The 26,088-nt window shown below is 71.3% G+C and carries 19 protein-coding genes, 1 tRNA gene and 1 pseudogene; 7 read left to right on the forward strand and 14 right to left on the reverse strand.

What is annotated here, in order from left to right; all coding sequences use genetic code 11:
* Window positions 1-124 precede the first annotated feature (124 nt).
* Window positions 125-1,642, forward strand: a complete 1,518-nt coding sequence (locus tag AB0G17_RS15065; RefSeq protein ID WP_361381310.1) for an MFS transporter — start codon at window positions 125-127, stop codon at window positions 1,640-1,642.
* Window positions 1,643-1,769: 127 nt separating this feature from the next.
* On the opposite strand, the gene AB0G17_RS15070 is transcribed toward AB0G17_RS15065, so the two are convergent.
* The 3 genes and pseudogenes from AB0G17_RS15070 to AB0G17_RS15080 all read right to left on the reverse strand — a co-directional run bounded on the left by AB0G17_RS15070 (window position 1,770) and on the right by AB0G17_RS15080 (window position 5,630).
* Entirely contained in the window at window positions 1,770-2,366 is a 597-nt protein-coding gene (locus AB0G17_RS15070; RefSeq protein ID WP_361381313.1) for a lytic polysaccharide monooxygenase auxiliary activity family 9 protein, read from the reverse strand.
* A gap of 211 nt (window positions 2,367-2,577) precedes the next feature.
* Window positions 2,578-3,705, reverse strand: a pseudogene (locus AB0G17_RS15075) (SPFH domain-containing protein); the annotation flags it as partial.
* Between the two features lie 71 nt (window positions 3,706-3,776).
* Window positions 3,777-5,630: a peptidoglycan-binding protein gene (locus tag AB0G17_RS15080; RefSeq protein WP_361381316.1), complete on the reverse strand. Its 1,854-nt coding sequence runs from the start codon at window positions 5,628-5,630 to the stop codon at window positions 3,777-3,779.
* Window positions 5,631-5,838: 208 nt separating this feature from the next.
* Here AB0G17_RS15080 and AB0G17_RS15085 point away from each other — a divergent pair.
* The 3 genes from AB0G17_RS15085 to AB0G17_RS15095 all read left to right on the forward strand — a co-directional run bounded on the left by AB0G17_RS15085 (window position 5,839) and on the right by AB0G17_RS15095 (window position 10,391).
* Window positions 5,839-5,912: transfer RNA gene (locus AB0G17_RS15085), tRNA-Lys, on the forward strand.
* Between the two features lie 502 nt (window positions 5,913-6,414).
* Complete coding sequence (locus AB0G17_RS15090; RefSeq protein WP_361381319.1) at window positions 6,415-8,454, forward strand: cellulose synthase catalytic subunit; 2,040 nt, start codon at window positions 6,415-6,417, stop codon at window positions 8,452-8,454.
* Window positions 8,451-10,391: a kelch motif-containing protein gene (locus AB0G17_RS15095; protein ID WP_361381322.1), complete on the forward strand. Its 1,941-nt coding sequence runs from the start codon at window positions 8,451-8,453 to the stop codon at window positions 10,389-10,391. The genes AB0G17_RS15090 and AB0G17_RS15095 overlap by 4 nt, the downstream gene beginning before the upstream one ends.
* Before the next feature lie 84 nt (window positions 10,392-10,475).
* On the opposite strand, the gene AB0G17_RS15100 is transcribed toward AB0G17_RS15095, so the two are convergent.
* The 6 genes from AB0G17_RS15100 to AB0G17_RS15125 all read right to left on the reverse strand — a co-directional run bounded on the left by AB0G17_RS15100 (window position 10,476) and on the right by AB0G17_RS15125 (window position 16,470).
* A complete protein-coding gene (locus tag AB0G17_RS15100; protein ID WP_361381325.1) occupies window positions 10,476-11,483 on the reverse strand; it encodes a glycoside hydrolase family 6 protein in 1,008 nt (335 codons plus the stop codon).
* A gap of 389 nt (window positions 11,484-11,872) precedes the next feature.
* On the reverse strand, window positions 11,873-12,574 hold the full coding sequence (locus tag AB0G17_RS15105; RefSeq protein WP_361381328.1) for a class F sortase: 702 nt from the start codon (window positions 12,572-12,574) through the stop codon (window positions 11,873-11,875).
* A 13-nt stretch (window positions 12,575-12,587) separates the two neighbouring features.
* Complete coding sequence (locus AB0G17_RS15110; protein WP_361381331.1) at window positions 12,588-13,241, reverse strand: hypothetical protein; 654 nt, start codon at window positions 13,239-13,241, stop codon at window positions 12,588-12,590.
* 79 nt (window positions 13,242-13,320) lie between these two features.
* Window positions 13,321-14,100, reverse strand: a complete 780-nt coding sequence (locus AB0G17_RS15115) for an HAD-IIA family hydrolase (RefSeq protein ID WP_361381334.1) — start codon at window positions 14,098-14,100, stop codon at window positions 13,321-13,323.
* A 270-nt stretch (window positions 14,101-14,370) separates the two neighbouring features.
* Window positions 14,371-15,162: a hypothetical protein gene (locus AB0G17_RS15120; RefSeq protein ID WP_361381336.1), complete on the reverse strand. Its 792-nt coding sequence runs from the start codon at window positions 15,160-15,162 to the stop codon at window positions 14,371-14,373.
* Window positions 15,163-15,339: 177 nt separating this feature from the next.
* The gene (locus AB0G17_RS15125) at window positions 15,340-16,470 is read right to left on the reverse strand and encodes an ROK family transcriptional regulator (protein ID WP_361381339.1); all 1,131 of its coding nucleotides are present in this window, start codon (window positions 16,468-16,470) and stop codon (window positions 15,340-15,342) included.
* 55 nt (window positions 16,471-16,525) lie between these two features.
* On the opposite strand from AB0G17_RS15125, the gene AB0G17_RS15130 reads away from it, so the two are divergent.
* Complete coding sequence (locus AB0G17_RS15130) at window positions 16,526-17,653, forward strand: Gfo/Idh/MocA family oxidoreductase (protein WP_361381342.1); 1,128 nt, start codon at window positions 16,526-16,528, stop codon at window positions 17,651-17,653.
* Between the two features lie 15 nt (window positions 17,654-17,668).
* On the opposite strand, the gene AB0G17_RS15135 is transcribed toward AB0G17_RS15130, so the two are convergent.
* From AB0G17_RS15135 to AB0G17_RS15155, 5 genes are all read right to left on the reverse strand, one after another.
* Entirely contained in the window at window positions 17,669-18,226 is a 558-nt protein-coding gene (locus AB0G17_RS15135; RefSeq protein WP_361381345.1) for a Uma2 family endonuclease, read from the reverse strand.
* Window positions 18,227-18,249: 23 nt separating this feature from the next.
* Window positions 18,250-19,107: a fumarylacetoacetate hydrolase family protein gene (locus tag AB0G17_RS15140; RefSeq protein WP_361381348.1), complete on the reverse strand. Its 858-nt coding sequence runs from the start codon at window positions 19,105-19,107 to the stop codon at window positions 18,250-18,252.
* A gap of 116 nt (window positions 19,108-19,223) precedes the next feature.
* Window positions 19,224-19,997: a YidC/Oxa1 family membrane protein insertase gene (locus tag AB0G17_RS15145; RefSeq protein WP_361381351.1), complete on the reverse strand. Its 774-nt coding sequence runs from the start codon at window positions 19,995-19,997 to the stop codon at window positions 19,224-19,226.
* 292 nt (window positions 19,998-20,289) lie between these two features.
* Window positions 20,290-20,604, reverse strand: a complete 315-nt coding sequence (locus AB0G17_RS15150) for a DUF6412 domain-containing protein (RefSeq protein ID WP_361381354.1) — start codon at window positions 20,602-20,604, stop codon at window positions 20,290-20,292.
* A gap of 114 nt (window positions 20,605-20,718) precedes the next feature.
* On the reverse strand, window positions 20,719-21,546 hold the full coding sequence (locus AB0G17_RS15155; RefSeq protein ID WP_361381357.1) for a class E sortase: 828 nt from the start codon (window positions 21,544-21,546) through the stop codon (window positions 20,719-20,721).
* A 260-nt stretch (window positions 21,547-21,806) separates the two neighbouring features.
* Here AB0G17_RS15155 and AB0G17_RS15160 point away from each other — a divergent pair, with 260 nt between their 5' ends.
* On the forward strand, window positions 21,807-22,823 hold the full coding sequence (locus tag AB0G17_RS15160) for a tetratricopeptide repeat protein (RefSeq protein ID WP_361381360.1): 1,017 nt from the start codon (window positions 21,807-21,809) through the stop codon (window positions 22,821-22,823).
* Window positions 22,824-22,907: 84 nt separating this feature from the next.
* Entirely contained in the window at window positions 22,908-26,054 is a 3,147-nt protein-coding gene (locus tag AB0G17_RS15165) for a DUF3427 domain-containing protein (protein WP_361381363.1), read from the forward strand.
* Window positions 26,055-26,088 lie beyond the last annotated feature (34 nt).

Here is a 26,088-nt window from a genome sequence, read left to right on the forward strand (position 1 = left end):
CACGGTCACAACCCCGTGCCCCCATGGGCGCGTTACGGCCCCTCCGGACCCTCCGGAGGGGCCGTACGCATGTCTTATACATTCGTTCTAGACAGGCGTATTAAACAGCCGTACAGTTCCTGTCATGACGCACTCACCGAGCACGAACCTCCGCGCCGGGCGCAAGGAGTGGACCGCCTTCGCCGTCCTCCTACTGCCGCTCCTCCTGGTCTCGATGGACGTCTCCGTCCTCTACTTCGCGATCCCCTCCATCACCCGCGAGCTGGACCCGAGCGCCACGCAGCAGCTGTGGATCTTCGACATCTACGCCTTCGCGCTGGCCGGACTGCTGATCACGATGGGCTCGCTCGGTGACCGGATCGGGCGCCGCAAGCTGCTCCTTATCGGAGCGGCAGCCTTCGGCCTCGCCTCGGTGACGGCGGCGTACGCGACCAGCGCCGAGATGCTCATCGCGGCCCGCGCCCTGCTCGGCGTCGGCGGCGCGACCCTGATGCCCTCCACCATGGGCCTGGTCCGCAGCATGTTCCGCGACGACAAGCAGCGCGGCCAGGCCATCGGCATCTGGTCCGGCGCCATGGCGGGCGGCATCGCGCTCGGCTCGGTGATGAGCGGTGTGATGCTGGAGCACTTCTGGTGGGGCTCGGTCTTCCTGATCAACGTGCCGGCGATGCTGCTGCTGCTCGTCCTGGTCCCGCTCCTGGTCCCCGAGTTCAAGGACCCGGCGCCCGGGAAGTTCGACCTGCTGAGCGTGCCGCTGTCGATGGGCGCGGTGCTGCCGGTGGTCTACGGGCTCAAGGAGTTCGCCGCCGAGGGCTTCAGCGTGGCGCGGCTGGCCTTCGTCGCCGGCGGCCTCGCGGTCGGCTGGGTCTTCGTCCGCCGCCAGCGCACCAAGAAGGACGCGATGATCAGCCGTGAGCTCTTCCGCGACCGCGTCTTCGGCGCCGGGATCTCGCTCAACGCGGTCGCCGCCTTCGCGACGATGGGCTCGGCGTACTTCACCACGCAGTACCTCCAGTCGGTGCTCGGCATGGGCACGATGGAGGCGGCCCTGTGGTCGATGGCCCCCTCGCTCGCGGTGGGCATCGCGGCGCCGACGTCCACCGCGATCGCCGCCAAGGTCGGCAAGGGCCCGGTCATCGCGTCCGGCTTCGTGATCGGCGCGGTGGGCTACGGCATCCTCGCCTGCACCGGCACCGACTCCCTCTGGCTCCTGCTGACCGGCGCCGCGGTGAGCGCCAGCGGCATCGTCGCGGTGATGGCGCTGGTGTCGGACATGGCCCTGGCGTCGGCCCCGGCCGAGAAGGCCAGCTCGGCGGCCTCGCTCCTGGAGACCGGGCAGGAGTTCGGCGGCGCTCTCGGCATGGCGGTCCTGGGCTCGGTCGGCACCGCGGTCTACCGCTCCGACATGCCCGACTCGGCCCCGCCGGCCGCCCGGGAGACCCTCGGCGCGGCCGTCGCGAGCGCCGACCACGCGCTGGTGGCGACGGCCCGGGAGGCCTTCGTGCACGGCATGCAGTACGCGGCGGTCGGCGGGACGGCGCTGCTCCTGGTCACGGCGGGCGTGACGGTGGCTCTGCTGCGCAACACCAAGGCGCAGGCCCCGGCCCCGGCGCCCGAGCCGGAGGGCGAGCTGGTGGCGTGAGCCACGGTGGGACGCGACCGCAGGGCGGGCTCCGAGTGAGCCCGCCCTGCGGTCGTTCGTGTGTCGTCCGCGCGCCGGTGGGGGCCGGTCGCGGACCAGAGGACCAGAGGGTCAGAGGACCAGCGGACTAGAACTGCACGTCCGAGCACGCGTAGAACGCGTTGCCCGTGTCCGCGACCGTCCACACCGCGAGGATCAGGTGGTGGCCGGTTCTGCCCGTGGGGATGGTGCCGTCGTGGGAGAGCGTGGGCGGCGGCTGCTTGCCGTAGAAGGGGACGGTCAGGAAGGGCTGCGGGTCCAGCGCGGCCCGGGTGAGCTTCTGGGCTGGGTTCCAGCCCTGCTTGGTGAGGTAGTACCGGAAGTCCGTGGTGGCGTGCCGGGCCGTGAACTGCCAGCGGAAGGTGTACGTCTGACCTGCCGTCAGCTTGGTCGTGGGCCAGCCGGTGCCGCCGCGCGGGTCGTCCAGCTGGGCGAACCGGCTGTTGCCGCCCGCGCAGAGCGTTCCGTCGGCAGGGCCCGCGGCCGGGAAGCCCTTGGGCCCCTCGACCGACTGCGGCTCCCAGATGATCTCGCCGCAGTTCTGGACCGTGCCGTTGGCGCACACCTTCTGGCGGCTGAGGGGCTGGTCGGTGTAGCCGTGACTGCTCGCGCTGGAGGTGGCGAGCAGGGAGGTGCCCGCGGCCGCGAGCGCGACCACGGCCGCGCCCAGCTTCTTCTTTCGCATGCTGACGCTCCTGGAGAACGTGGGGGAGTTCTGGGGCCGTGGCGCACGCGTGCCATCTGGTCTGGACCAACTCACAGGCTATTCCCGCCAGTTGAGCATGTCCAGACCAATCGCAACGCGGCCTGCGCCCCGCCACTCCCGTACGTTCAGCGGCCCGGGCTCCACCGCTCCCTGACCTCCAACGGCTTGGGCCCCGCCAACTCCCTGACGTTCAGACGCCCTCCGCCCCGCCCCTGCCCGTGTAGAACGCCACCGTCAGGTCCTTCACCAGCACCCTGCGCTCGTAGTCGTCCAGCTCCACCAGGCCGCGCGAGGTGAGCCGGGCGACCGTGTCGTCGACCGCGTCCACCACCGAGCTCAGCACCGCGTCCCGGTGCCGGGCGTCGAGCGCGGCCACCCGCCGCCGCCGCATCGCCGCCGCCACCTCGGGCGCGTACTCGATCCGGACGGGCTGGGCCGCGTACACCTCGATCCCCACCGGCTCCGCCTCCGCCTTCAGCAGCCGGGTCAGCGCGTCCCCGACGGCCTCCGCGTCGCGCAGGGTCGGCGTGTCCTCGTGGAAGGCGTCGGCCGGGAGCTGCGAGAGCACCCGGGCCGTCGCCGCCTCCACCTGGTCGCGCAGATAGACCACGTGGTCCTCGACGGCCAGGACCGCCCGCGCGGTGTCCTTGATCCGCCACACCACGAGCACCACGGCCCGCAGCGCCGTGCCGTCCGCGTCGACCGCGGGCATCGGCTCACTGCGCCAGTGCCGCAGCCGTACGTCGACGCGGCGGCGCAGCAGCAGCGGGCTCATCCACACCAGCCCCGTGCGCCGTACGCTCCCCCGGTACTCGCCGCAGAGCGAGAGCACCCAGGCGCACCCGACGCGGCCGCGCCCGAGCCCGCCGAAGCAGACGACCGCGAGGGCCATGCCGAGCAGGAGCAGCGCCCAGCGCGCCGGGCTCATGGCGCCGTGCCCACCGGTGTACGGGTACGAGGGCAGCCGCAGCGCGTCCGTCACCGCCGCCGGGAGCAGCCCGGCCGACCAGACCAAGGCCGCGCACCCCGCGAGCGCGGCCAGCCCGGCCGCGACGGCCACCGCCCCCGGCACCACGGCCCCGGGCCGCTCCACGAGCGCGGGGTCGCCGGGCGTGGCGGGCCGTACGGGCACCGGCACCGGCACCGGCCGTGCCGGGCGGCTGGCCGGGGCGGCGGGGCCCGGCTTCGGACCCGGCTTCGGACCCGGCTGCGGACCCGGCTGCGCCACCACGGGAGTGGGCCGGGTGTCGTCCCGGAACAGCAGGTGCACCGGGATCTCGGCGGTGGACTCGCCCCTGATCACCGCGATCCGGCGTCCCCCGCCGGGGCGCGGAACGCCCTCCTCCGGGGTGGGCGCGGGATCCGCTGTCGTCTGCATCCATGCCTCCGTCATGATCGGGGTCTTCCCTGCTCGAACGGTGGGGGTCCCTCCCTGCCCGAACGAAGTCGAGAGCTTGGGGGAGGGAGCTCGGGGAAGAGCCGCCGCCAGGTCTCGGGGCCGGGGTAGCCGTCGGCCGCGCCACCGCGCCAACCCTGGGCGCGCTGGAACGCCTCGACGTTGCGCCGGTCGGCCTCGCTCCAGCGCGGGCCGGGCCCGGAGGTGTAGTACCGCCCGAACCCCTTCCGCAGGAGCGCCCGCCCGAGCTCGGTCACGTACGCACTGGACTGGCCGGGCCGGAAGTACGCCCTGCCGGGATAGCCGGGCACCCGCCCCCACCCCGCCTGACCGGCGGCGGTCGGCCCACTGGGAACACCCAAGGGCCCGGGCGCGCCTTGCACGGAGGGCGCGAGGGGCGGGGACGCCGGGGGCTGGGGCACGGGGGCCTGGGGCACAGGGGCTTGAGGTGCAGAGGGCTGAACCGCCGAGGTCGGAGGCGTGGGAGTCGAGGCCGTAGGCACCTGGACCACGGGGGGCTGAGCCACCGGGACCGGCGCGGCGGGAGTCGGCGCGGTGGGGGTCGGGGCCGTGGGAATCGGGGCCGTCGGGACCGAGGCCGTCACGGCCGGGGCCGTCGGGACCGGGGCCGTCACGGCCGGAACCACCGTCGAGGTCGCAGCCGCAGGCACCTGAGCCACCGGGGCCTGGGCCGCCGGCACCTGAGCCACCGCGGGCTGGGGCTGCGGCTGGGGCGGGGTGGTTGCCACTGCCGCCGTCAGACCCCCCGTCACCCCGGCCGCGGGCGGGATGTCCTTGCCCGCGCCCCGCACCAGCAGGCTCCAGGTCTGGACGTCCGGCAGGCCCTTGGCGCCGCTGCCGGTCCAGCCCTGGGCGCGCTGGAAGGCCTCGGTCGCCCTGCGGTCCGCCTCGCTCCAGCGCGGGCCGGGGCCCTGGGTGTAGAAGCGCTTGCCGCCGCGCGCCACCAGCATCTGGCCGAGGCGGGTGACGTACGCGTTGTTGGCGCCCGGCCCGAACGCGCCCACGCCCGGGAACTGCACGGCGGCCGCCGCCTGGACGGGCGGCTCGACGACGAGGCCGTCGGCGCCGGGGCTGACGCCCTTGTACCGGTAGGGCAGATAGCGCGCGGAGTTGCTCCAGTACGCGTACGGCGTGGGCTGCTTCCGGGCGAGCGGGGGCGTCTGCTCGTACGCGACGTAATAGGTGTGCGTGTAGTCCGTCCAGCCGCCGAAGAGCACCACGTGCGAGCCGCGGGTCGGGTTGGCGGGGTTGTGAAAGAGCAGGATGTCGCCGGGCTGGAGCTCCTCCTTGGTGATCCGCACCGAGAAGCTGCCCAGGCTGCCGGTCCACTCGTTGGTGCCGAGGTTCCAGGCCATCGAGACGAACCCGGAGCAGTCCTGCCGGTACCCGTCCGACCAGTACTTCTCCATGCTGTACGGGACCTGTGCGGTCACCCACTTCTTGGCCCGGTTGATGATGTCGGCCCGGGTCATCGGCTGGAGCTTGCGCGGCGCCAGCCCCTCGGGGGGCAGGGGGCCGCTCCCGTGCAGCCCGCCGACGACCCCCTGCTCGGTGACGGGCCCGGTGTCCAGGCCGACGCCGTCGCCTCCTCCGGCGACCCGGTCGTGCCCGGTGCCCGGTGCCGGCGGCTTCGCGGTCGCGGCCGCGGTTCCGGCGCCGAGGACCACGCTCGCCGCGGTCGCGAGCACCAGCGCGCGGCGGGCACCGTGGGCGGCCGGGTGGCCCCCGGCGCGCAGCGGCAGGGCGGCCGTCCGCCGCCGGTCCGCGCACCCGGCGCACCCGCACGCGCCCGCCGGCTCGTACTCCTCGAACACCGGCACCGTCATGGGCGTCACCTGCCGCTCTCGGTGGTCTCGTAGCCGTCGGTCTTGTGGTCGTTGAAGATCTTTTCTGCGCTTCTGCACGGGCCACAGCTTTCCAACCGTCCACCCATATCGCATTGTGACGGATCAAAACGGATGAAACGAACATCTCACCGCGTGCCGCTGGTCAGAACCACCCTTCCGAGTCCGGTAGAGTTCTCGGTGTCAGCAGGCGCCGCTAGCTCAGTTGGTTAGAGCAGCTGACTCTTAATCAGCGGGTCCGGGGTTCGAGTCCCTGGCGGCGCACAGACAGCCACAGTCCCCTCACCATCGGTGAGGGGACTGTGGTCGTTCCGGGGCGTGCGCCAGCGCCTCCCGCGCCGTACGGCGCGCAACACTTCCACGGGAGCCCCGCCCAAAATCCGCACGCCCTGCACAAGCGCCCCGTAAAGCCCGCCTATGACCGGTAAACACCTCGTTTCACCCTTGCGATCAAGCCGCCGGGCGTAGAAACCTGGCTGGGGACCATCGGTCCCAAGGGGGTGTGCGGCTCCATGAGTTGGAGGCCGCGCGTGCGGTTCGGAGGGGAATGTCCCGGTTGCGCCGACCGCGGGGTGGGGGCCCCGTTCATGAACCGGTGCCGATGGAGGCATCATGCAACCGGAAGGGCCTCCTCCCATGTCTGGATCAAGGGGTGTGGCCCACCCCTTGACCGACCATCAGTACGTCCGCGGGGTCGAGGGGGACCGACGCGGACGACGGAACAACGACACACGCAAGCCGACCTTTGCGTGCGGGGGGATGACTCATGACGTCGACGCCGACCGGCGCCCGGCACCACGACGACCCGTCCCAGACCACTCAGCTCCGGATCCCGCCGCATCTGCGGCCCGGGGCCCGGCAGCGGCTGAAGAAGTCGCTGCCGCGCTACGACTACGAGCACTACAGCAGACTGGCCGGCCCGCTCACCCAGCCCGACCCGTCCAAGCCGTACCGCGTGGCCTACCGCTCGCTCCTCTCGCAGGAGCCGCACCGGATACGCGCGGCCCTGCTGCTCTGCGCGGCCCCGCTGGTCTCGCTCGGCCTGTTCGCCTGGCTGATGCAGCCCGAGCACTGGACCAAGCGCGACCACGCCTCACAGTCCCTGCTGGTCCTGGACATCGTCATGCTGGTCTCGATCGGTCTGATCGAGCTCTTCCGGACGATGAACGTGCTGTCCAACGCGCACGCCACGCTGGTCGCGCGCGACCCCGTCCCCGTGGTGCCCGAGACCGGCACCAAGGTCGCCTTCCTCACCTCCTTCGTGCCCGGCAAGGAGCCGCTGGAGATGGTGACCAAGACCCTGGAGGCCGCGGTCCGCATCCGCCACCGCGGCCTGATGCACGTCTGGCTGCTCGACGAGGGCGACGACCCGGCGGTCAAGGAGGTGTGCGCGCGCCTGGGCGTGCACCACTTCTCCCGCAAGGGCGTCGCGCGCTGGAACCAGCCCAAGGGCCCGCACCGCGCCAAGACCAAGCACGGCAACTACAACGCCTGGCTGGAGGCGCACGGCGGCGACTACGACTTCTTCGCCTCCGTCGACACCGACCACGTGCCGCTGCCCAACTACCTGGAGCGGATGCTCGGTTACTTCCGCGACCCGGACGTCGGCTTCGTCATCGGCCCGCAGGTCTACGGCAACTACGACACCTTCGTCACCAAGGCAGCCGAGTCCCAGCAGTTCCTCTTCCACGCGCTGATCCAGCGGGCCGGCAACAGGTACGGCGCGCCCATGTTCGTCGGCACCTCCAACGCCGTGCGCATCAGCGCCCTGAAGCAGATCGGCGGTCTGTACGACTCGATCACCGAGGACATGGCGACCGGCTTCGAGATGCACCGCCACGCCAACCCGGCGACGGGCAACAAATGGCGCTCGGTCTACACCCCGGACGTGCTCGCCGTCGGCGAGGGCCCGACCGCCTGGACCGACTTCTTCACCCAGCAGCTGCGCTGGTCCAGAGGCACGTACGAGACGATCCTCAAGCAGTACTGGAAGGGCTTCGGCACCCTGCCCTTCGGCAAGCTCTTCAACTACACAATGATGATCATCTTCTACCCGATGTCGGCCCTCAACTGGATCCTGGCGGCGCTCAGCTGCGCCCTGTTCCTCGGGCTCGGCGCCTCCGGTGTGCAGATCGACCCGGTCGTGTGGATGATGCTGTACGGCAACGCCTCGGCTCTCCAGGTCGGGCTCTACATCTGGAACCGGCGCCACAACGTCTCGCCGCACGAGCCGGAGGGCTCCGGCGGAGTGGCCGGCATGGTGATGTCGGCGCTCTCCGCGCCCATCTACGCGCGCTCGCTGATGGACGCCGTACTGCGCCGCAAGAGCTCCTTCGTGGTGACCCCCAAGGGCGACTCGTCCAGCCCGGACACCCTCTTCGGCACCTTCCGCATCCACCTCTTCTTCATCGCCCTGTTCGGCGGCTCGCTGGTCTCGTCGTTCTTCAACGGCCACAGCCACCCCGCGATGATCACCTGGGCCGCCCTGGCCCTGCTGATCACGGCCGCGCCGATCATCGGCTGGCAGTGGACCGTACGGGCGGAGAAGAAGGAGCGGGGCAAGCGCCGGCGCTCGGGCGCGCCCTCGGGCCCGCCGGCGGGCCCGCCGTCCGGCCCGCACCAGCAGGAGCGGCCGCAGTGGACGCCGGAGGCGCCGCAGACCGGGCCACGACAGCCCGGTGCCGTGCCGCCCGCTCCCGCGCAGCCCCCTTCCGCGCGGCCCGCCGCCGACGAGAGCGGCGCCGACGAGAGCGGCGAGCCCGCCGACCAGACCGTGCAGATCGCCCTTGGGGGACGTAAGCCATGAGATACCGTCCGACCCGCCGTACCCGCCGCTGGGCGATCGGTACGGCGGTGGTCGTCGCGCTCGCGGGCGCCAACGGGCCCTGGCTGTACCGGTTCTCCTCGGACCAGTACCACGACTACAAGATCAACCAGGCGGGGTACAAGGCGGAGAACGGCCACTGGGACCTGGTCTCCATGCCCAAGGAGTTCCGGCTCAACACGATCCACGCGGCGCTGCTGCACACCGGCAAGGTCCTGCTGGTCGCCGGGTCGGGCAACAACGCCAAGAACTTCGACGCGAAGAAGTTCGACACGGTGCTGTGGGACCCGGAGAAGAACACCTTCAAGAAGATCCCCACGCCCAACGACCTGTTCTGCACCGGCCACACCCAGCTGGCCGACGGCAATCTGCTGATCGCGGGCGGCACCAAGCGGTACGAGAAGCTCAAGGGCGACGTCACCAAGGCCGGCGGCCTGCTGATCGTCCACAACGAGGACCCGGACAAGCCGATCACGCTGCCCGCGGGCACCCGGTTCACCGGCAAGTCCAACGGCAAGACGTTCGTCTCCAAGGACCCGGTGCTGGTCCAGCGCGCCAAGAAGGTCTTCGACAAGAAGACCGGCAGGTTCCTGCGCACCGAGGCCGGGCTGGGGCGGATCTACGTCGAGGCGGAGGAGTCCGGCACCGAGCACGAGACCGGCACCGAGGACAACTACCGCGTCCAGGGCCTCACCGGCTCCGACGCCCGTAACGTCTACGGCATCGCGCAGAAGCTCGCCCTGGACAAGAAGGACTTCCAGGGGATCAGGGACGCGTACGAGTTCGACCCGGTGGCCGAGCGGTACATCACCGTCGACCCGATGAACGAGGCCCGCTGGTATCCGACGCTGACGACGCTCTCCGACGGCAAGGTGCTGGCCCTGTCGGGGCTGGACGACATCGGGCAGCTGGTGCCGGGCAAGAACGAGGTGTACGACCCGAAGACGAAGAAGTGGACGTACACCAAGGGGATCATGCAGTTCCCGACCTACCCGGCGGTGTTCCTGCTCCAGAACGGCAAGCTGTTCTACTCGGGGTCGAACGCGGGGTACGGGCCGGACAACGTCGGCCGTGACCCGGGCATCTGGGACTTCGCCACGAACAAGTTCACCAAGATCCCGGGGCTGAGCGACCCGGGCGAGATGGAGACGTCCGGGACGGTGCTGCTGCCGCCGGCGCAGGACGAGAAGTACATGGTGATCGGCGGGGGCGGGGTCGGCGAGTCGGCCAAGTCCTCCAAGAAGACCCGGATCGTGGATCTCAAGGACCCCAACCCGGCCTTCAAGGACGGCCCTTCGCTGTCGGACGGGACGCGCTACCCGGAGACCTCGGTGCTGCCCGACGACACGATGCTGATCAGCGGCGGCTCCAAGGACTACCGGGGCCGGGGCGGCTCCAACCTCCACCAGGCGCGGATCTACGACGCGAAGACGGGCACGATGCGGCGGGTCGCGGATCCGGAGGTCGGGCGCAACTACCACTCCGGGTCGATCCTGCTGCCCGACGGGCGGGTCGTGACGTTCGGCGGGGACTCGCTGTTCGCGGACAAGGACGACACGAAGCCGGGTGTGTTCGAGCAGCGCATCGAGATCTACACGCCGCCGTACCTCTACAAGGGCGACGGCAAGCGGCCGGAGCTCGGGGAGGGGCCCAAGTCCCTTCCCCTGGGCGGGAGCGGGGTCTTCAGGTCCAAGGACGCGGCGGCCGTGAAGACGGCCCGGCTGATCCGCCCGAGCGCGACGACGCACGTCACGGACATCGACCAGCGCTCGATCGCGCTGGACGTGACGAGGACGGCGGACGGGGTCCGGGTCACGGTCCCCAAGAGCCGCAACCTGGTCCCGCCGGGGTGGTACATGCTGTTCGTGACGGACGGGGAGGGTGTGCCGTCGCGGGGGGTGTGGGTGGAGATCCCGTAGGGCGGTCCGGGCCTCCCCGCCCCCGACTCCGGTTCCCTGAAAGCGCGCGGGCGCCCAGGGCTTTCGGGAAGGGGCGGGGAGGGGCTACTTCGTGTTGCGCGCCAGCCCCAGCGCGTACTCCGCCCACCACTCCCCCGCCTTCGGGCCCCCCTTGCAGCCCCCGTCCGACTCCCCGGGCCGCTTCACCCACAGATACGCGTCCACCAGCGCGTCACCCGTCTTCGTCGTCGGGCGTTCGCCCAGCGCCCGGCCCGGCGGGTTGCACCAGGTCTCCTTCGGGTCGCCGCCCGCGTAGGGGCCGTTCCCGTTGCGGCTCGTGTCGATCACGAAGTGTTTGCCGGAGAGCTTCGCGGAGAGCTTGCGGCCGAAGTCCGCACTGGCCGCCGTCGTCTGGAAGTTGGAGACGTTGACGGCGAAGCCGTCGGCGAGGTCCGCGCCGGCCCGCCGCAGCGGCTCGTCCAGCGCGTCCGGCTGCTGCCACCCCGCGTTGCCCGCGTCGATGTACACCTTCACGCCGGGCTGCCGCTTCAGCCGCTCGACCGCCTTCTTCAGCAGGTCGTACCGCTCCTCCGCGAACCGCGCCGGGGTGCAGCCGTCCACCAGGTGCAGCACCGCGTCCGGCTCCAGGACCACCGTGGCGCCCCGGTCCCCGATGCCCCGCGCCACCTTGTCCACCCACGCCCGGTACGCGTCGCCGTCCGCCGCGCCGCCCTTGGAGAACTGGCCGCAGTCGCGGTGCGGGATGTTGTAGAGCACGAGCAGCGCCGTGCGGTCCGCCTTCTTCGCCGCCTCGGTGAAGCCCTTCGCCTCCGACTCCGGGTTCTCCGGGCCGATCCACTCCCCGACCGGTTGCTCGGCGATCCGGCCGACGAGCGCCGCCTTGTCGTCGTCACCGCTCTTGCGGTACGCGGCGGCCTGGCGCGCCGCGTTGCCGTCCGGGTTGACCCAGAACGGGTCGGCCGCCTTGGGCTGCTGCGCCACCTGCGGCTTCCCGTCCCCGTCCGACGACGAGCAGGACGTCAGCAGCAGCGCCGCCCCCACTGCGGCCAGCGCCACACCGACCGCGCCCGACCGCGCACCACTCCGGAACATCCGACCCCCTCAACCACGCTTTCCCGGACGCTTCCCCCGATCAATCGTGGCACACCCGCGCCCCCTCCCACGATCGCGTCCCCACCGAGCGCGCACGGAAGGCGACTTGGCGTTATCCAGCCCTAGGCCGAAAGCGCACACCGGTTCTACAGTGGTCGCATCGGCCCCAGTTCCGGCCGCAATTCGACGCGGGCCCCATCGAACCTCCCGTGGAGGTGCCGGGCTTCTCCCGCAGCCCGTGCGCCCACGGTCGAGGACCGGCCCGGCCGGCGGCTCCGGGGGGAGCGGGCCATCGGCCGGGCCAGGTTACGGGAGCGCCCCCGCGGTGCTCCCGCCCGCCCACGACCACCCGCCCACGGCCCGCCGCCCACTCATGGCCCGCCGCCCGCTCAGGACTTGGGCTCTGCCGGCTGACGTACGGCCACGGCCCCCGGACGTACATCCGTCAGATACGCCGACACCACCACGTTCGCCGTGTACGTCCGCGCCTTGCGGTCGTAGGTGCCCCCGCAGGTGATCAGCCGCAGCTCCGCGCGTCCCGCCTCGCGCGCCCCGTACACCTTGTGCGCGTCGAACCGGTCCCGCCCGAAGACCTGCACGTCGTCGATGGTGAACTCGGCGACCGACCCGTCGGTCCTGGTCACCCGTACCTTCTGGCCGGGGCGGGTGGCGCTGAGGCCGTAGAAGACGGCGGGCTTGCTCTCGGTGTCGACGTGGCCGACGAACAGCGCCGCGCCCGGGCCGCCGGGCTGGGTCCCGGTGCTGAACCAGCCGACCGTGCCCGGCCGGTCGTACGGCGGCGGGTCGACCGCGCCCGAGGTGTCGAGGCCGCGCGGCACGACGGGCGCGGCCACGCCTATGGAAGGGATCTCGACGCGCTGGGGCGCCGCCGCCGCCACCGGGGCGTGCGCGGGCGGCAGGGGTACGCCCAGCGGGCGCCCCACGGCCGCCACGTCACCCGTGGTGGGCGCCGAACTGCTGCCGGGGCCGTCGGTGGCCTCGCGGCCCCACAGCCACAGGCCGAGCAGCAGGACGGCCCACGCCACCCCGGTCAGCAGTCGTCCGGTGCCGGATGTGTGCTCGGAGGACATCGCGCTGGTCTTCTCAGTCGCTGCGGCGCCGGCGCCGCACGCTGCGGCCCGCCACCGCGACCGCCGCCACCGCCGCCAGGGCCAGGCCGATCACCGCGTGCCGGGTGCCCGGGCCCTGCTCGGTGGCCTGCCGGTCCGCGAGCTGGGCGGCACCGCCGCCGCCCGCGTGGACGGGGGCGTGCGGGGTGGCGTGGTGGTCGGGATGCTCGTCCGGATGGTGGTTGCCGTCGTGATTGCCGTCGTGATGGCCGTCATGGTTTCCGTCGTGATTGCCGTCATGGTTTCCGTCATGGTTTCCGTCATGGTGGCCGGAGCCGCCGTGGACGACCGTGACGCGGCCGGAGGCCTGGCCCGAGCTGTCCTTGCAGTTCACCCAGATGTCGTAGCTGCGCGCCTGGGCGTCCGAGCGGATGCGGGCCTGCGCGAAGAGGCCCCCGTCCGCCGCCGGCGCGAACTGCGCCTGCGAGACGAAGGCCTCCGAGGTCCCGACGGCCTGCCGACCGCCGCACACGCTGACCCGCAGGTCCACCTCACCGCCGGGAGCGATGGTGGACGGCGTCACCGTCAGTGAGCCGTGCGGCTCGGACTCCGCCAAGGCGGCGGACACGGGCATCAGGGCGGTGGCGGCCGCAACGGCCGCACAGAGCGTGACCTGTCGAAAACGCATCGTGAACCTCCTGTAACGAAGATTCACCCGCCCCGGGCGTTTTCGCATCCCGGGGGCCGCGCGCACTGACCCGTACGGCTCAGATCAGCTTCACCAGGTCCGCGATCGAGTCGACGGTCTTCGACGGCCGGAACGGGAAGTTCTCGACGTCGTCGGGCCGCGTCAGTCCGGTCAGCACCAGGAACGTCTGCATGCCCGCCTCGAGCCCCGCGAGGACGTCCGTGTCCATCCGGTCGCCGATCATGGCGCTGGTCTCCGAGTGCGCGCCGATCGCGTTCAGGCCGGTCCGCATCATCAGCGGGTTGGGCTTGCCCGCGAAGTACGGCTTCTTGCCGGTCGCCTTGGTGATCAGCGCGGCGACCGCGCCGGTCGCGGGCAGCGGGCCCTCGGTGGACGGCCCGGTCTCGTCCGGGTTGGTGCAGATGAACCGCGCCCCGCCGTTGATCAGTCGGATCGCCTTGGTGAGCGCCTCGAAGCTGTACGTACGGGTCTCGCCCAGGACCACGTAGTCCGGCTCGTGGTCGGTCAGGACGTAACCGATGTCGTGCAGCGCGGTGGTCAGCCCCGCCTCCCCGATCACGTACGCCGTACCGCCCGGCCGCTGGTCGTCCAGGAACTTGGCGGTGGCGAGCGCCGACGTCCAGATGTTCTCGACCGGCACGTGCAGGCCCATGCGGGCGAGGCGGGCCTGGAGGTCGCGGGGGGTGTAGATGGAGTTGTTGGTGAGGACCAGGAACGGCTTGCCCGACTCCTTGAGCCCCGTGAGGAAGGCGTCCGCACCCGGGATCGGCGTGCCCTCGTGAATGAGGACACCGTCCATGTCGGTGAGCCAGGATTCGATCGGCTTGCGCTCTGCCATGGGGCGGACTCTCCTGCGGTGTGCACTGCGACGACTGCTGGGGGCGCGCCGGGGCACCGCGCTGTGCGTCTCCGGCGCCCCCAGCCTAGTCAGGAAGCCGGGAACTTGACCTGGTCGATCACCCGCAGTGTGGCTCAGCTGCCGGTCGCCGCCTTCCAGGCGTCCACGTGCGACGGCGGGTTCGTGCGCAACCCCCTGCCCGCGCCCCGCCCCGCCGACCCCCGCACCCGTCCCGCCGACCCGCGCACCCCGCCCACCCCACGGGAACCGTCACCGCCGCCGCAACCGTCGCGCCCCCACGACCAGCGCCGCACCCCCAAGAACCGCCGCGCCGCCGGCAGCCGGGGAGAACGGCGAGCCCGGCCCCGTATCCGCCAGCGCCGGCGCCCCCGCCGGCTCCGGCGACCCCGCGAGCTCCGGCGACCCCGCGAGCTGCGGCGCCACCACCTCCGGCCCGATCCCGAACCGGTACCCCCCCGACTCCCCGACCCACTGCCCGTCGTCCCCCCGCCGCTGCACCACCGCCGCACTCGCCGTGACCTCGTTCGGCCGTGTGTCGGCGGTGAACCCGAGCCGGACCTTCACGGTCACGGTCTCCCCCGCGCCGATCACGAACCCCGGAAACCCGTCGTCGAACACCCCGATGTGCTCGTCCGCGTCGGTCCGTTCGAAGGGGACGGGGTGCGGCCGCCCCGCCGCCGCGTCGAAGAACTCCATCTTGGCCTGGGAGTCCTTGAGCGTCCGGTCCCGGTCGACGAGGACGACCACGGGGTGGATGTTGCGGCAGGTGTGCGCGGTGGTGTTGGTGAGGTCGACGTACCAGAGCTGGGCCCCGCCGCCGGGGTGGTACTCGGCGGGCCCGCCGTGGATCCGCGTGTCCACGGGGAAGTCCGCACCGGCCCGGTCCCCGCAGACGGGCTGGTTCGCGGCGGACAACAACGCGTGCCCGTGCCGCCCCCCGCGCGGCTCGCTCTCGTCGGCCGACGCGACCGACGCGGCTGACGTCCCGGCCAGCGCCGTGGCCGCGGTCACTGAGATGGCGAGGGCGTTGCGCAGTCGCATGAGGGACCTTTGCTGCTCGCGGGCGTACGTGCTCCGGGACCCTGCCACGGCCACACCCACGCCACGCCCCTGCCACGCCCGCCCCCACCGCGACGGCCCCGGAAGTCCGCCCGATCAGCCCAATATCGGACCACCGGATGGACGGGGCAACGGGGCAACGGGGCAACGGGTCAACAGTCAACGGGCCGCAGCATCCAGAGAGCCACCCCCGTACCCGCGCTCCAGGCCCGCACCCCCATGCCCGAACACCGGCCCCAGGATCAGCCGCGCGGCCCCTTCCGCCACCACGTGCGGGCCGCCCGGGGCCACCGAGACCGGGATCGCCCGCGCGTCGCCGCCCCGGCGGGCCCGCTCCTCCAGGACCGCGCGTACGCCCCGTACGAAACCGTGCGGCGCGCCCATGACCGTACGGCCGCCGAGCAGGACGCGGTCGATGTCCAGCAGGCCGACGAGGTTCGCGGCGCCGACGCCCAGGAAGCGGGCGGCGGCCGCGATGTCGCCGCGAGCCACCGACGACAGGCACAGCGCCTCGATGCAGCCGCGCGCGCCGCAGCCGCAGGCGGGGCCGCCGAGCAGGATCGTCTGGTGGCCGAACTCGCCCGCGCCGGTCCGCGAGCCGCGCAGCAGCGTGCCGCCCAGGACGAGGCCGGCGCCCAGGCCCGTACCGAGGTGGAGGTAGGCGAAGGAGTCGGCCGGGCCGCGCAGGGCGAGGCCGAGGGCGGCGGCGTTGGTGTCCTTGTCGAGGACGACCGGCAGGCCCAGGCGGGCGGCGAGCGCGTCGCGCAGCGGGAAGCCGTTCCACTGCGGGAAGCCGGTGACCCGGTGGAGCACCCCGGTGTGGTGGTCGAGCGGGCCGGGGCTGGCCACGCCGACGCCGAGTATCGAGCGCCCCCCGATCAGCGCCTCGGCCTGCCCGGCCGCCGCCTGCACCACCGTGTCGTGGTCCGCGCCGAGGTCGAGCGGCACGGTACGCACGCCGACCAGCGTGCCCGCCAGGTCGACCAGGACCGCGGTGAGCTCGTCGCGGTCGAGGTGCAGCCCTATCGCGTGCATGGCGGACGGCACCAGCTTGAGCACCGTGCGCGGCTTGCCGCCGGTCGAGGCGCGACGGCCCGCCTCGGTCGCCGTCCCCTCCGCCCGCAGCCGCGCGGTGATCTTGCTGACGGCTTGCGGGGTGAGCCCGGTCCGCTCGGCGAGCTCCAGTCTGCTGATCCCGGCGTCCCCGGCCGTACGCAGCAGATCGAGCACCAGCGCGGCGTTGTGGCTGCGCAGGGCCGGCAGGTTGGCTCCCGAGTTACTCCTGTTCACGCTCCCATTGTCTCCTGCGCTTGCACTTTGGCAACAGCGTTGCTTAAGTGGGCCTATGAACGCTCGTACGGACACGGACACTGGCTTCCGCGTCGGATCGGACCTCCGCGCCGGATCTGACCTTCGCGTCGGACTCGTGGGCTACGGCCTGGCGGGGTCCGTCTTCCACGCCCCGCTGATCGCCGCGACCGAGGGGCTCACCCTCGACACGGTCGTCACGTCCAGCCCCGAGCGCCGCGAGCAGGCCCGTGCCGAGCACGGCGACGGGCTGCGGTTCGCCGCCTCCCCGGACGAGCTCTTCGACGCCGGCCTCGACCTCGTCGTCATCGCCTCCCCGAACAAGACGCACGTGCCGATCGCCACCGACGCCCTGAAGGCCGGGATCCCGGTCGTCGTCGACAAGCCGCTCGCGGGCACGGCCGCCGAGGCGCGCGGCCTCGCCGCCCTCGCCGAGGAGCGCGGCCTGCTGCTCTCGGTCTTCCAGAACCGCCGCTGGGACAACGACTTCCTGACCCTGCGCGCGCTGCTGGCGTCCGGCGAGCTCGGCGAGATCCAGCGCTTCGAGTCCCGCTTCGAGCGCTGGCGCCCGCACCCCAAGGGCGGCTGGCGCGAGTCGGGGGACCCGGCTGAGATCGGCGGCCTGCTGTACGACCTCGGCAGCCACCTCGTCGACCAGGCCCTGGTCCTGTTCGGCCCGGCGCTGCGGGTGTACGCGGAGGCCGACGTACGCCGTCCGGGCGCCCAGGCCGACGACGACACCTTCATCGCGATCACCCACGCGGGCGGTGTGCGCTCGCATCTGTACGTGAGCGCGACGACGGCCCAACTCGGCCCCCGCTTCCGGGTGCTGGGCTCCTCGGCGGGCTACGTGAAGTACGGCCTCGACCCCCAGGAGTCCGCCCTGCGCGAGGGCCACCGTCCCACCCGGGGGGAGCCGTGGGGCGTGGAGCCGGAGGGGATGTGGGGCCGCGTCGGCTGCGGCGAGTCCCCCCTGACCGGCGGCGGCCGCCCGACCCCGACCCTGCCGGGCGACTACCCCGCGTACTACACGGCGATCGCCGCCGCCCTGCGCGAGGGCGGCGAGCCGCCGGTCACCGCACACGAGGCCGCGGCCGCGCTGGACGTCCTGGAGGCGGCACGCAGGTCGGCGCGCGAGGGTGTGACGGTGGAGGTGGCACTGTGACGGCGGACTGAGCCGTCAGGCGAGCTCGGAGGTGTCGAGGTCGAAGCCGAACGGCGCGGGCAGGGCGAGCTTCGCGCCGAAGGCGGCCGTCGACGTGTGCCGGTAGTTGCCGCCCTCAGGATCCCAGTGCACCACGACCTCGCCACGATGGCGATCGACCAGCAGATACACCGGGAACCCGGCCTGAGCATAGGCGTCACGCTTATCGACACGGTCGACCTCGGCGTCCGGCTCACGCCCGGACGTGACCTCGACGACGAGGAGGACGCCCGAGGGGTCCGACCAGGACGGCTGGCCCCGGAAGTACCCGACCGGGGCGACCGCGCCGTCGACGCGTGCCCGACCAGCCTTATAGGCGGGCACGGCCAGACCGCGTCCCTGGTACATGTGCAGTGCGGGCTCACGCGCCTGAATCTGGCGCCCGATGGACACGACATTTTCGTCGTGGTCACCGTCCGGAGCCGGAGTCACCAGCACCCTCCCGTTGATCAGCTCGACGTGGAAGCCCTCCGGCGCCGCAGCGTCGAACGCTTCGAACTCCTCAAGCGCCACTTCGGACTGCGCAACGGTCATCGTGCCCTCCCTGGGGCTCCAGCCTAAGCGTCTTTGAGGGCTTGGCGCTGCCTCCCCAACCCCTCGATCTCCAGTTCTACAACATCCCCCGCCCGCAGATACGGCTTCGGCTCCGGGTGCCCCATCGCGACGCCCGCCGGGGTCCCGGTGTTGATGATGTCGCCGGGGTACAGCGTCATGAACTGGCTCACGTAGCGGACGACCTCCGCGACCGGGAAGATCTGGTCCGCGGTGGAGCCGTTCTGCTTCAGCTCGCCGTTGACCCACAGGCGCAGCGACAGCGCCTGCGGGTCCGGGATCTCGTCGCGGGTGACCAGCCAGGGGCCCAGCGGGTTGAACGTCTCGCAGTTCTTGCCCTTGTCCCAGGTGCCGCCGCGCTCGATCTGGAACTCACGCTCGGACACGTCGTGCGACACCGCGTACCCCGCCACGTACGCCAGCGGGTCCTCGTCGTCGGCCACATAGCGGGCCGTGCGCCCGATGACGATCGCGAGCTCGACCTCCCAGTCGGTCTTCACCGACCTGCGGGGCACCAGGACCGTGTCGTTCGGGCCGACGACCGTGTCCGCCGCCTTGAAGAAGACGACCGGCTCGGCGGGGATCGCCGCGCCGGTCTCGGCGGCGTGGTCGTGGTAGTTCAGCCCGATGCAGACGACCTTGCCGATCCGGGCGACCGGCGGGCCGACGCGCTCCCCGGCCGCGTCCAGCGCGGGCAGCACGCCGGTGTCGGCCGCCGCCCGTATCCGGTCCAGGGCGAACTCGTCGGCGAGCAGGTCACCGTCGATGTCCGCCACGAGCCCGGACAGATCCCGCAAGGTCCCGTCGGCGGCGAGCAGCGCGGGACGCTCGTTGCCCGCCGTGCCTGTGCGCAGCAGCTTCATGGTCTGTCTCCCTAGGTCGAGCCTGGCCCGGCCGATGGGTGGCGGCCATCGGAAGGATCGTTCGATCCTCCAAGGTCGATGTCCACTCTGCAAGACCCTGTTCACACACCGGACCGCTACGCGGTAGTAACCACGGGCGCCTGAGCCGCCTCCCGGTACAGGTACGCACGCTCCAGGGCCGACCACGTCGTGCTCGTCACCACGTACAGCGCGGCCGCCAGCGGCACCACCGCCACCGTGATCAGCGTGCCGAACGACATCAGCGGCATGAACTTCGTCATCGCGCCGAGCCCCGGCACCCCCTCCTGCTGATCGGCCGGGACCAGCGGCTGCGTGGCGAGCTGACGCTTCGTACGCCCGTAGTTGAAGGTGGCGACCGCGGCGACGAAGACGAAGAGGCCCAGGTAGACCAGGCCCTGGCCGCCTATGAGCCCGCCGTCGCCGAGCGCGTCCGCCCAGCGGCCGCGCAGCGGGGCGGAGAGCAGGGTGTGGTCGAGCAGGGCCGTGTGCCCGCCACCGAAGCCGGAGTTCGAGAACAGCTGGTAGAGGAGGAAGAAGGCGGGCAGCTGGAACAGGCTCGGCAGGCACCCGGAGAACGGCGACACCTTCTCCGCGGCGTGCAGCTCCGCGACCGCCTTGCGCAGCCGCTCGGGGTCCTTGCCGTGCTTCTTGCGCAGCTCGGCCAGCTGCGGCTGGAGCTTGGCGCGGGCCTGCTGCCCCCGGGCCGCCTGCCGGGACAAGGGGTGCACGGCGAGCCGTACGAGCATGGTGAACAGCACGATCGCGGCGGCGGTCGCGGAGTCGTGGAAGAGCGGCTGGACCAGGTCGGCGAGGCGCTCGACCAGACCGGCGAATGCATCGAACACATGGAACACATCGAATACGGACATGGAAAGCCTCCGGAGTCACGTCTGGGGGCGCGCGGACGCGGCTGCGCTCAAGGCGCAGGGCACAGGGCACAGGGCACAGGGCTCTCAAGGCGCAGGGCGCAGGGCGCAGGGCAGAGGTGCGTACGCGCGCGGGACAGAGCGGCGTGACGGCCCGGCGGAGGGCGGAGAGAAAGAGGTGCAGCCCGCAGGAGCCCGGAAAGGGGCCCCGGAATGAGACCCGGGAAGGAGATCCGAGAAGGAGATCCAAGAAGGAACCCCCGAGATGAAGCCCCGGGCAGGAAGAGCTGCCGCCCTACGCGGCCGTCATGGCGAGGCGGCCGGGAGCTCGGGGCCTGGGGCGCCCGGAAGCATCGGGATCGCGCTGCGGCAGGAACGCGGTGCGCCGCTCACGGTCCCGTATCGCGGTGCGTATGCGCGTACGCGGCACCTTGGGCACCGCGCGGGAGGCGAGCAGCGCGCAGACGGCGAGGGCGGAGCCGGCCGCGGCGGTGGCGGCCAGGGCGACGGCGCCGGAGAGCGTGCCGCCGTTGACGAGCAGCAGCTCGGCGAGGAGGAAGAGGAGCAGGCCGAAGGAGCAGCGCACCGACGCCGTGCGGTTGCCGATCATGCTTCCCCCCACCAAACGCGTGTCCGACTCCTGACTCTTCTGACGTTATACACGACGGCTCGGACAATCGGCCGGGGAGAGCCCCGCAGCACGTCCTGCCGCACGTCCTGCCGCTCAGCGCGGCCGCATCGAGGCGAGCCTGCCCCACACGACGAGCCGGTACCGGGAGGTGAACTCGGGGGTGCAGGTGGTGAGGGTGACGTAGTACCCGCGCTCGCCGTATCCGTACGTCGTACGGACGGCACTGCGCGGTACGGGTGCGATCACTCCGCCGTCCCGGGCGGAGGTCTCGGGGAGAGTCTTGTCCACCAGATAGGTGAAAACGGCGTCCCGCGTCTCGACGACGATCCGGTCCCCGGCCCGCAGCCGGTCGAGGTGACGGAAGGGCTCGCCATGGGTGTTGCGGTGCCCGGCGAGAGCGAAGTTCCCGGCCTGCCCGGGCTGCGCGGTCCCGGCGTAGTGCCCGACGTACCCCTTGTCGAGGACGCCGTGCTTGCTGATCCCCTCGGCGACGGGGGCGGTGACGCCGAGAGAGGGGAGGCGGAGGACGGCGTAGGCGAGGTCGGGGCGGGGATCGGGACCGGGGTCGCTCTCGCGGGCAGGCTCTGCGGAGGGAGCCGCCGAGGGCGCCGGGGCGTGCGGGGTGGTGGCAGGCCCGGCGGCAGCCCCGACGGGCGCGGCCTCCGCGCGCTTCCCCTCCGCGCGCTTCCCCTCCGCGCGCTTCCCCTCCGCGCGCTTCCCCTCCCCCCGGCCGCCCCACTCCCGCTCCAGCGTCCGTACGGTCTGCCGGGCCTCGTGCCGGGCCTCGCGGTTGGTCCACCACAGCTGATGGGCGACGAGCAGGAGGAGGACGAGCCCGAGGGTGACGACGGCTTCGGCGCCGCTCCAGAGGGCGCGGCCGAGGGGCCGCAGGGCGGGCCGGCCATGAGGACCTCCCTGCACGACGCCCCGTACTGGTCCCCGAACTCCTCCCCGTACTGGTCCCCCTATTGGTCCCCGTACTGCTCCGCGTACGAACCGGCGGGCGGCGGGCGCAAGGATCACCCGCCCCCGGGCGGCGCGCGCCAGGATCACCCGCCCCCGAGAGCGCCCCTGCACCACCACCGGTATCCGCACGCGCGCACCATAAGGGCTGCCCCGTCAACTCACCAGGGCCGGAACACCCCTCCGCTTGGGCCCCGCACAGCAGTACGGTGTCCCTCATGCGCCCCGACACGCCTGCCGATCACACGGATCACGCCGCCGAAGCCGAGCGTCTGCTGCGCACCGCGACGCAGTATCCCGAGGACCACGAGCCGCTCCTCCTGCAGGCAGCGGCCCACTTGGAGCTGGCCGGCGACCGCGAGCGAGCCACGACGCTCTACGACCGCCTCCTCGCCGCGGAGCCCGAGCACCCGGCCCTGATCAAGGCCTTCAAGGCCGCGAACCTCTGGGAGTACGGGCACGAGGCGGAGGCGCGGGCGATCATCGATGGCGTCCGCGCCTCGGCGCCCCGGGACCCGGCGCCGTGGGAGATCGTGGCGGAGACGCTGGAGACGCACGACGAGCTCGACGCGGCGCACGCGACCCTGACGACGGCGCTCACGCTCCTGCTCCCCGCCGACGACCCGACGGCGGACATCCCGTACCCCACCCAGTCCTTGCTCACGGCCCGCCACCGCGTACGCCGCCTGCTCGCCCTGGACCACGACGCCTGGGACGAACTCGCGGACCGCCTCCACCGCGCCGAGATCACCCTGGACGAACTCCACGACCCCAAGCGCCTGTGGTCCCTGGGCTCGGACGACCCGGCGGAGCTGAAGGCGGAACTGGCGCGCCTGCGCTCGGAGTTGGGCACGTACCGAGCGGCCCTCTCGCGCCCGTTCCCGGTGGCGGTCCTGCACTGGCCGGCCCCCGAACTGGACGAGCTCCTCGCGGCCTACCCCTCCCTGGCCACGGAGTACCCCACTCACGCGGCCCACCTCCTGGACATCGAGGCGTCCCTGCGCGAACTGTCGGCGACGGGCACGGCGAACCTGGGCATCGTCACGGGCACGGTCCCGTCCTACGAGGCCTTCGCAGCCTCCGAGTCCTCGTCCCCCTCAAACGCGGACCTCCTCCCCCAGTACGCCACGACCCTGGCAGCCCGAGGCCGAGCGGTGGCTTGGCCGCCTCGGCGGGGGGAGGGGTGTTGGTGTGGGTCGGGGGTGGGGTATTCGGAGTGCCACGGGGCGGTGTGACCGGCCGCCGGCTGCGGTGTCAGTGGCCTTTGTTAGAACTGAGTCGCAACGGAATCAGAAAACCCAGCGACCCAGGGAGAGGCCGTGGCGGACTCGGGGGATCTCACTCAACCGATCACCGGCGTGTACGAGAAACTGATCACGCAGCAGGTGCAGGACCAGATCGACAACCTGGGCGCCAGCGGGTGGAAGGTGGTCGAGACCGAGGTCAGCCACGAGTCCTCGCCCAACGTACTCGCCCGACATGTCGCTGCGGCCGTGCAGCGCCAGCTGCGTCAGCTTCCGCAGGACAAGCAAGTAGCCGCAGCCAATCGCATCTTGGCGGCCTTCGCTGAAGACTCGGACGCGTCCTCGGCGAGCAGGGATTCCACTGACCTCATCGTCGACGGCCCCCGGCAGTTGCTGGCTCTCGCGGAGCAGGAAGCGCCGGGGGTGTACGCCATGCGTCCACTCACTCCGCTCTCCGAATCGGCTCTGATCACCAACGCTCCGGACGACCCCAGCTTAGGCAGCGAGCTACGGGCGGAGCTGGCCACCGCCGACCGAATCGACCTGCTCTGCGCCTTCGTGAAGTGGTACGGCCTTCGCGTACTGGAGGACTCGCTGCGCGCCGCGAAGGAGCGAGGCGTACCCATCCGGGTCATTACGACCACGTATACGGGCGCCACCGATCGGCACGCCCTCGACCGACTGGTGCGAGAATTCGGCGCCAAAGTACGAGTCAACTACGAGATCCGGTCCACCCGGCTGCATGCCAAGGCGTGGCTGTTCCGGCGCAACACGGGGTTCGACACCGCATATGTCGGCAGTTCCAACCTCTCCAGGGCTGCGCTTCTCGATGGCCTGGAGTGGAATGTCAGGCTGTCATCGGTGGCCACTCCAACCGTCCTCGACAAGTTCGAGTCGACCTTCGATGCGTACTGGAGTGACAACGCGTTCGAGCTGTACGACCCGGACACCCATGCGGAGCGCCTGGACGAAGCCCTCGGACTGGCAGGCGGCACCCGCACCTCGGGTGAGGCGAAGATCAGCCTCTCCGGGCTCGAAGTCCGTGCCTTCCCTCACCAGCGCGACATGTTGGAGCGTCTCAACGTCGAGCGTGAGGTGCACGACCGCCATCACAACCTGCTGGTCGCGGCGACAGGCACCGGTAAAACCGTCATGGCCGCACTGGACTACCGTGATCTGCTCCAGCGCCGGGGCAAGGATCTGCGGCTCCTCTTCGTCGCGCACCGCAAGGAAATCCTGAGACAGTCGCTGCGCACCTACCGCGAGGTACTGGACGACGCCTCCTTCGGGGAGCTGCTCTACAACGGCGAAGAGCCACGCGAATGGAAGCACGTCTTCGCCAGCGTGCAATCACTCACGGAACAGCGCCTGACGCCTCTGGACGCAGACCACTTCGACATCATCGTCATCGACGAGTTCCACCACGCGACGGCGAGCACCTATCGACGGGTGATCTCCCACTTCCAGCCCGCCGAACTACTGGGCCTGACGGCCACCCCCGAGCGGATGGATGGGTTCAACGTTCAGGACGAGTTCTTCGACGGCCGCATCGCCGCTGAAATGCGCTTGTGGGAGGCGCTGGACAATGACCTGCTGTGCCCATTCCACTACTTCGGCATCCCCGACGGCACCGACCTGAAGGCACTGACCTGGCAGCATGGCTCGTACGACGTCGGTGAGCTCGGCAGCTTCTACACAGACAACCGCCACCGCGCGCGTCTGGTCGTGAAGGCCATCCAGGAGAAGATCTCCCAGCCGGGTGCCATGCGAGCCCTTGGGTTCTGCGTGACGAAGGCCCATGCCCACTTCATGGCTGACTTCTTCCGCCAAGCAGGCTTTCAGGCTCGCGCACTCGACAGTGACTCGAATCCCGTTGAACGCGAAGGCGCTCTGAGGGCGCTGCGTAACGGCGAGCTCCAAGTGATCTTCTCCGTCGACCTCTTCAATGAGGGACTCGATATACCCGATGTCGACACCCTGCTACTCCTACGTCCGACGAACAGCGCCACGGTCTTCCTTCAGCAGCTGGGCCGCGGACTGCGCCGCACCCCGGACAAGCCGGTTCTGACGGTCCTCGACTTCATCGGCGAGCACCGCGCCGAGTTCCGCTTCGAGGAGCAGTTCCGCGCCCTGACGAACCTCTCCCGCAACCGGCTGGTCGACAACCTGGAGCGCGACTTCCCGCAGCTCCCCTCCGGCTGCCAGATCGTCCTGGAGGGCGTGGCCAAGGACCTCGTCCTGAACAACGTCCGTACCCAGCTGAAGGCAGACGTACGGGCCCTGGCTTCCGAGGTGAAGGCGTACGCCACACCGGGCCTCTCCGAGTACCTGACCGAGAGCCGCCGGGAGATCAAGGAGCTTTACAAGGGCTCGAATTCCTGGACGCGGACTCTACGTTACGCCAAGCTCGCCCCGGACGAGGCGCCACCCGGCGAGGACCAGCTCCTCAAGCGGGTCCACGCGTTCCTGCACGCCGATGACCGCGAGCGCGTCGAGGCGTACACCCGGCTGCTGCAGGACAACGCGCCTGCGTACGCCGATCTGGACGCCAAGCAGCAGGGCTACGCTCGCATGCTCTTCTTCAATCTGTGGGACACGGCGGGCGGGTTCTCCAGCTATCAGGAGGGGCTCGACTCGCTCCGCGAACAGCATGCGCTGCGAAGCGAACTCCGCCAGGTACTGGCGCACGTCCATGATCGTACGGACCATCTCCCAGTGTCCATGGATCCGCCGCATCACGAGCTTCCCCTGAAGATCCACAGCTCGTACAACCGGTCGGAAATCCTGGCCGCGCTCGGTGTCGCCCGACTGGGCGGCCAAATGCCCGGCTCGTTCGCCCAGGGTGTGGCGTGGGTGGACGACCTCAAGACGGACGCACTGTTGATCACATTGGAGAAGAACGAGAAGGACTTCTCCCCGACCGTGCGTTATAGGGATTTCGCCCAGAGCCCCTCGCTCTTCCACTGGGAGTCCCAGAGCACCACGTCAGCCGAGTCCCCGACCGGTCGGCGCTACCGCAACCACGCCGAAGAAGGCAGCCACGTCCTACTCTTCATGCGCCGCTACAAGGACACCGACATCGGAAAGTCCCAGCCGTGGATGTTGCTGGGCCCGGCGACGTATGTAAATCACCGGGGGAGCAAGCCGATGGCCATAACCTGGCGCCTGCACAACGACTTGCCGGCGGACGTGTGGACGTATGCGCACATCGTTGCCGGATAGAGGTGGCCATCACCTCCAGGCCACTCGCACTAGC

Origin of the sequence: Streptomyces sp. NPDC023838 (assembly GCF_040639555.1) — a bacterium.
Taxonomy (GTDB): Bacteria; Actinomycetota; Actinomycetes; order Streptomycetales; family Streptomycetaceae; genus Streptomyces.

What these genes read in the sequence shown, in the direction of transcription:
- AB0G17_RS15100 (WP_361381325.1), bottom strand. Translation starts at nt 11,483, where the DNA reads ATGTTCCGGAGTGGTGCGCGGTCGGGCGCGGTCGGTGTGGCGCTGGCC.
- AB0G17_RS15135 (WP_361381345.1), bottom strand. Translation starts at nt 18,226, where the DNA reads ATGACCGTTGCGCAGTCCGAAGTGGCGCTTGAGGAGTTCGAAGCGTTC.
- AB0G17_RS15160 (WP_361381360.1), top strand. Translation starts at nt 21,807, where the DNA reads ATGCGCCCCGACACGCCTGCCGATCACACGGATCACGCCGCCGAAGCC.
- AB0G17_RS15110 (WP_361381331.1), bottom strand. Translation starts at nt 13,241, where the DNA reads ATGCGTTTTCGACAGGTCACGCTCTGTGCGGCCGTTGCGGCCGCCACC.
- AB0G17_RS15120 (WP_361381336.1), bottom strand. Translation starts at nt 15,162, where the DNA reads ATGCGACTGCGCAACGCCCTCGCCATCTCAGTGACCGCGGCCACGGCG.
- AB0G17_RS15070 (WP_361381313.1), bottom strand. Translation starts at nt 2,366, where the DNA reads ATGCGAAAGAAGAAGCTGGGCGCGGCCGTGGTCGCGCTCGCGGCCGCG.
- AB0G17_RS15115 (WP_361381334.1), bottom strand. Translation starts at nt 14,100, where the DNA reads ATGGCAGAGCGCAAGCCGATCGAATCCTGGCTCACCGACATGGACGGT.
- AB0G17_RS15140 (WP_361381348.1), bottom strand. Translation starts at nt 19,107, where the DNA reads ATGAAGCTGCTGCGCACAGGCACGGCGGGCAACGAGCGTCCCGCGCTG.
- AB0G17_RS15145 (WP_361381351.1), bottom strand. Translation starts at nt 19,997, where the DNA reads ATGTCCGTATTCGATGTGTTCCATGTGTTCGATGCATTCGCCGGTCTG.
- AB0G17_RS15080 (WP_361381316.1), bottom strand. Translation starts at nt 5,630, where the DNA reads ATGACGGTGCCGGTGTTCGAGGAGTACGAGCCGGCGGGCGCGTGCGGG.
- AB0G17_RS15105 (WP_361381328.1), bottom strand. Translation starts at nt 12,574, where the DNA reads ATGTCCTCCGAGCACACATCCGGCACCGGACGACTGCTGACCGGGGTG.
- AB0G17_RS15090 (WP_361381319.1), top strand. Translation starts at nt 6,415, where the DNA reads ATGACGTCGACGCCGACCGGCGCCCGGCACCACGACGACCCGTCCCAG.
- AB0G17_RS15095 (WP_361381322.1), top strand. Translation starts at nt 8,451, where the DNA reads ATGAGATACCGTCCGACCCGCCGTACCCGCCGCTGGGCGATCGGTACG.
- AB0G17_RS15150 (WP_361381354.1), bottom strand. Translation starts at nt 20,604, where the DNA reads ATGATCGGCAACCGCACGGCGTCGGTGCGCTGCTCCTTCGGCCTGCTC.
- AB0G17_RS15130 (WP_361381342.1), top strand. Translation starts at nt 16,526, where the DNA reads ATGAACGCTCGTACGGACACGGACACTGGCTTCCGCGTCGGATCGGAC.
- AB0G17_RS15065 (WP_361381310.1), top strand. Translation starts at nt 125, where the DNA reads ATGACGCACTCACCGAGCACGAACCTCCGCGCCGGGCGCAAGGAGTGG.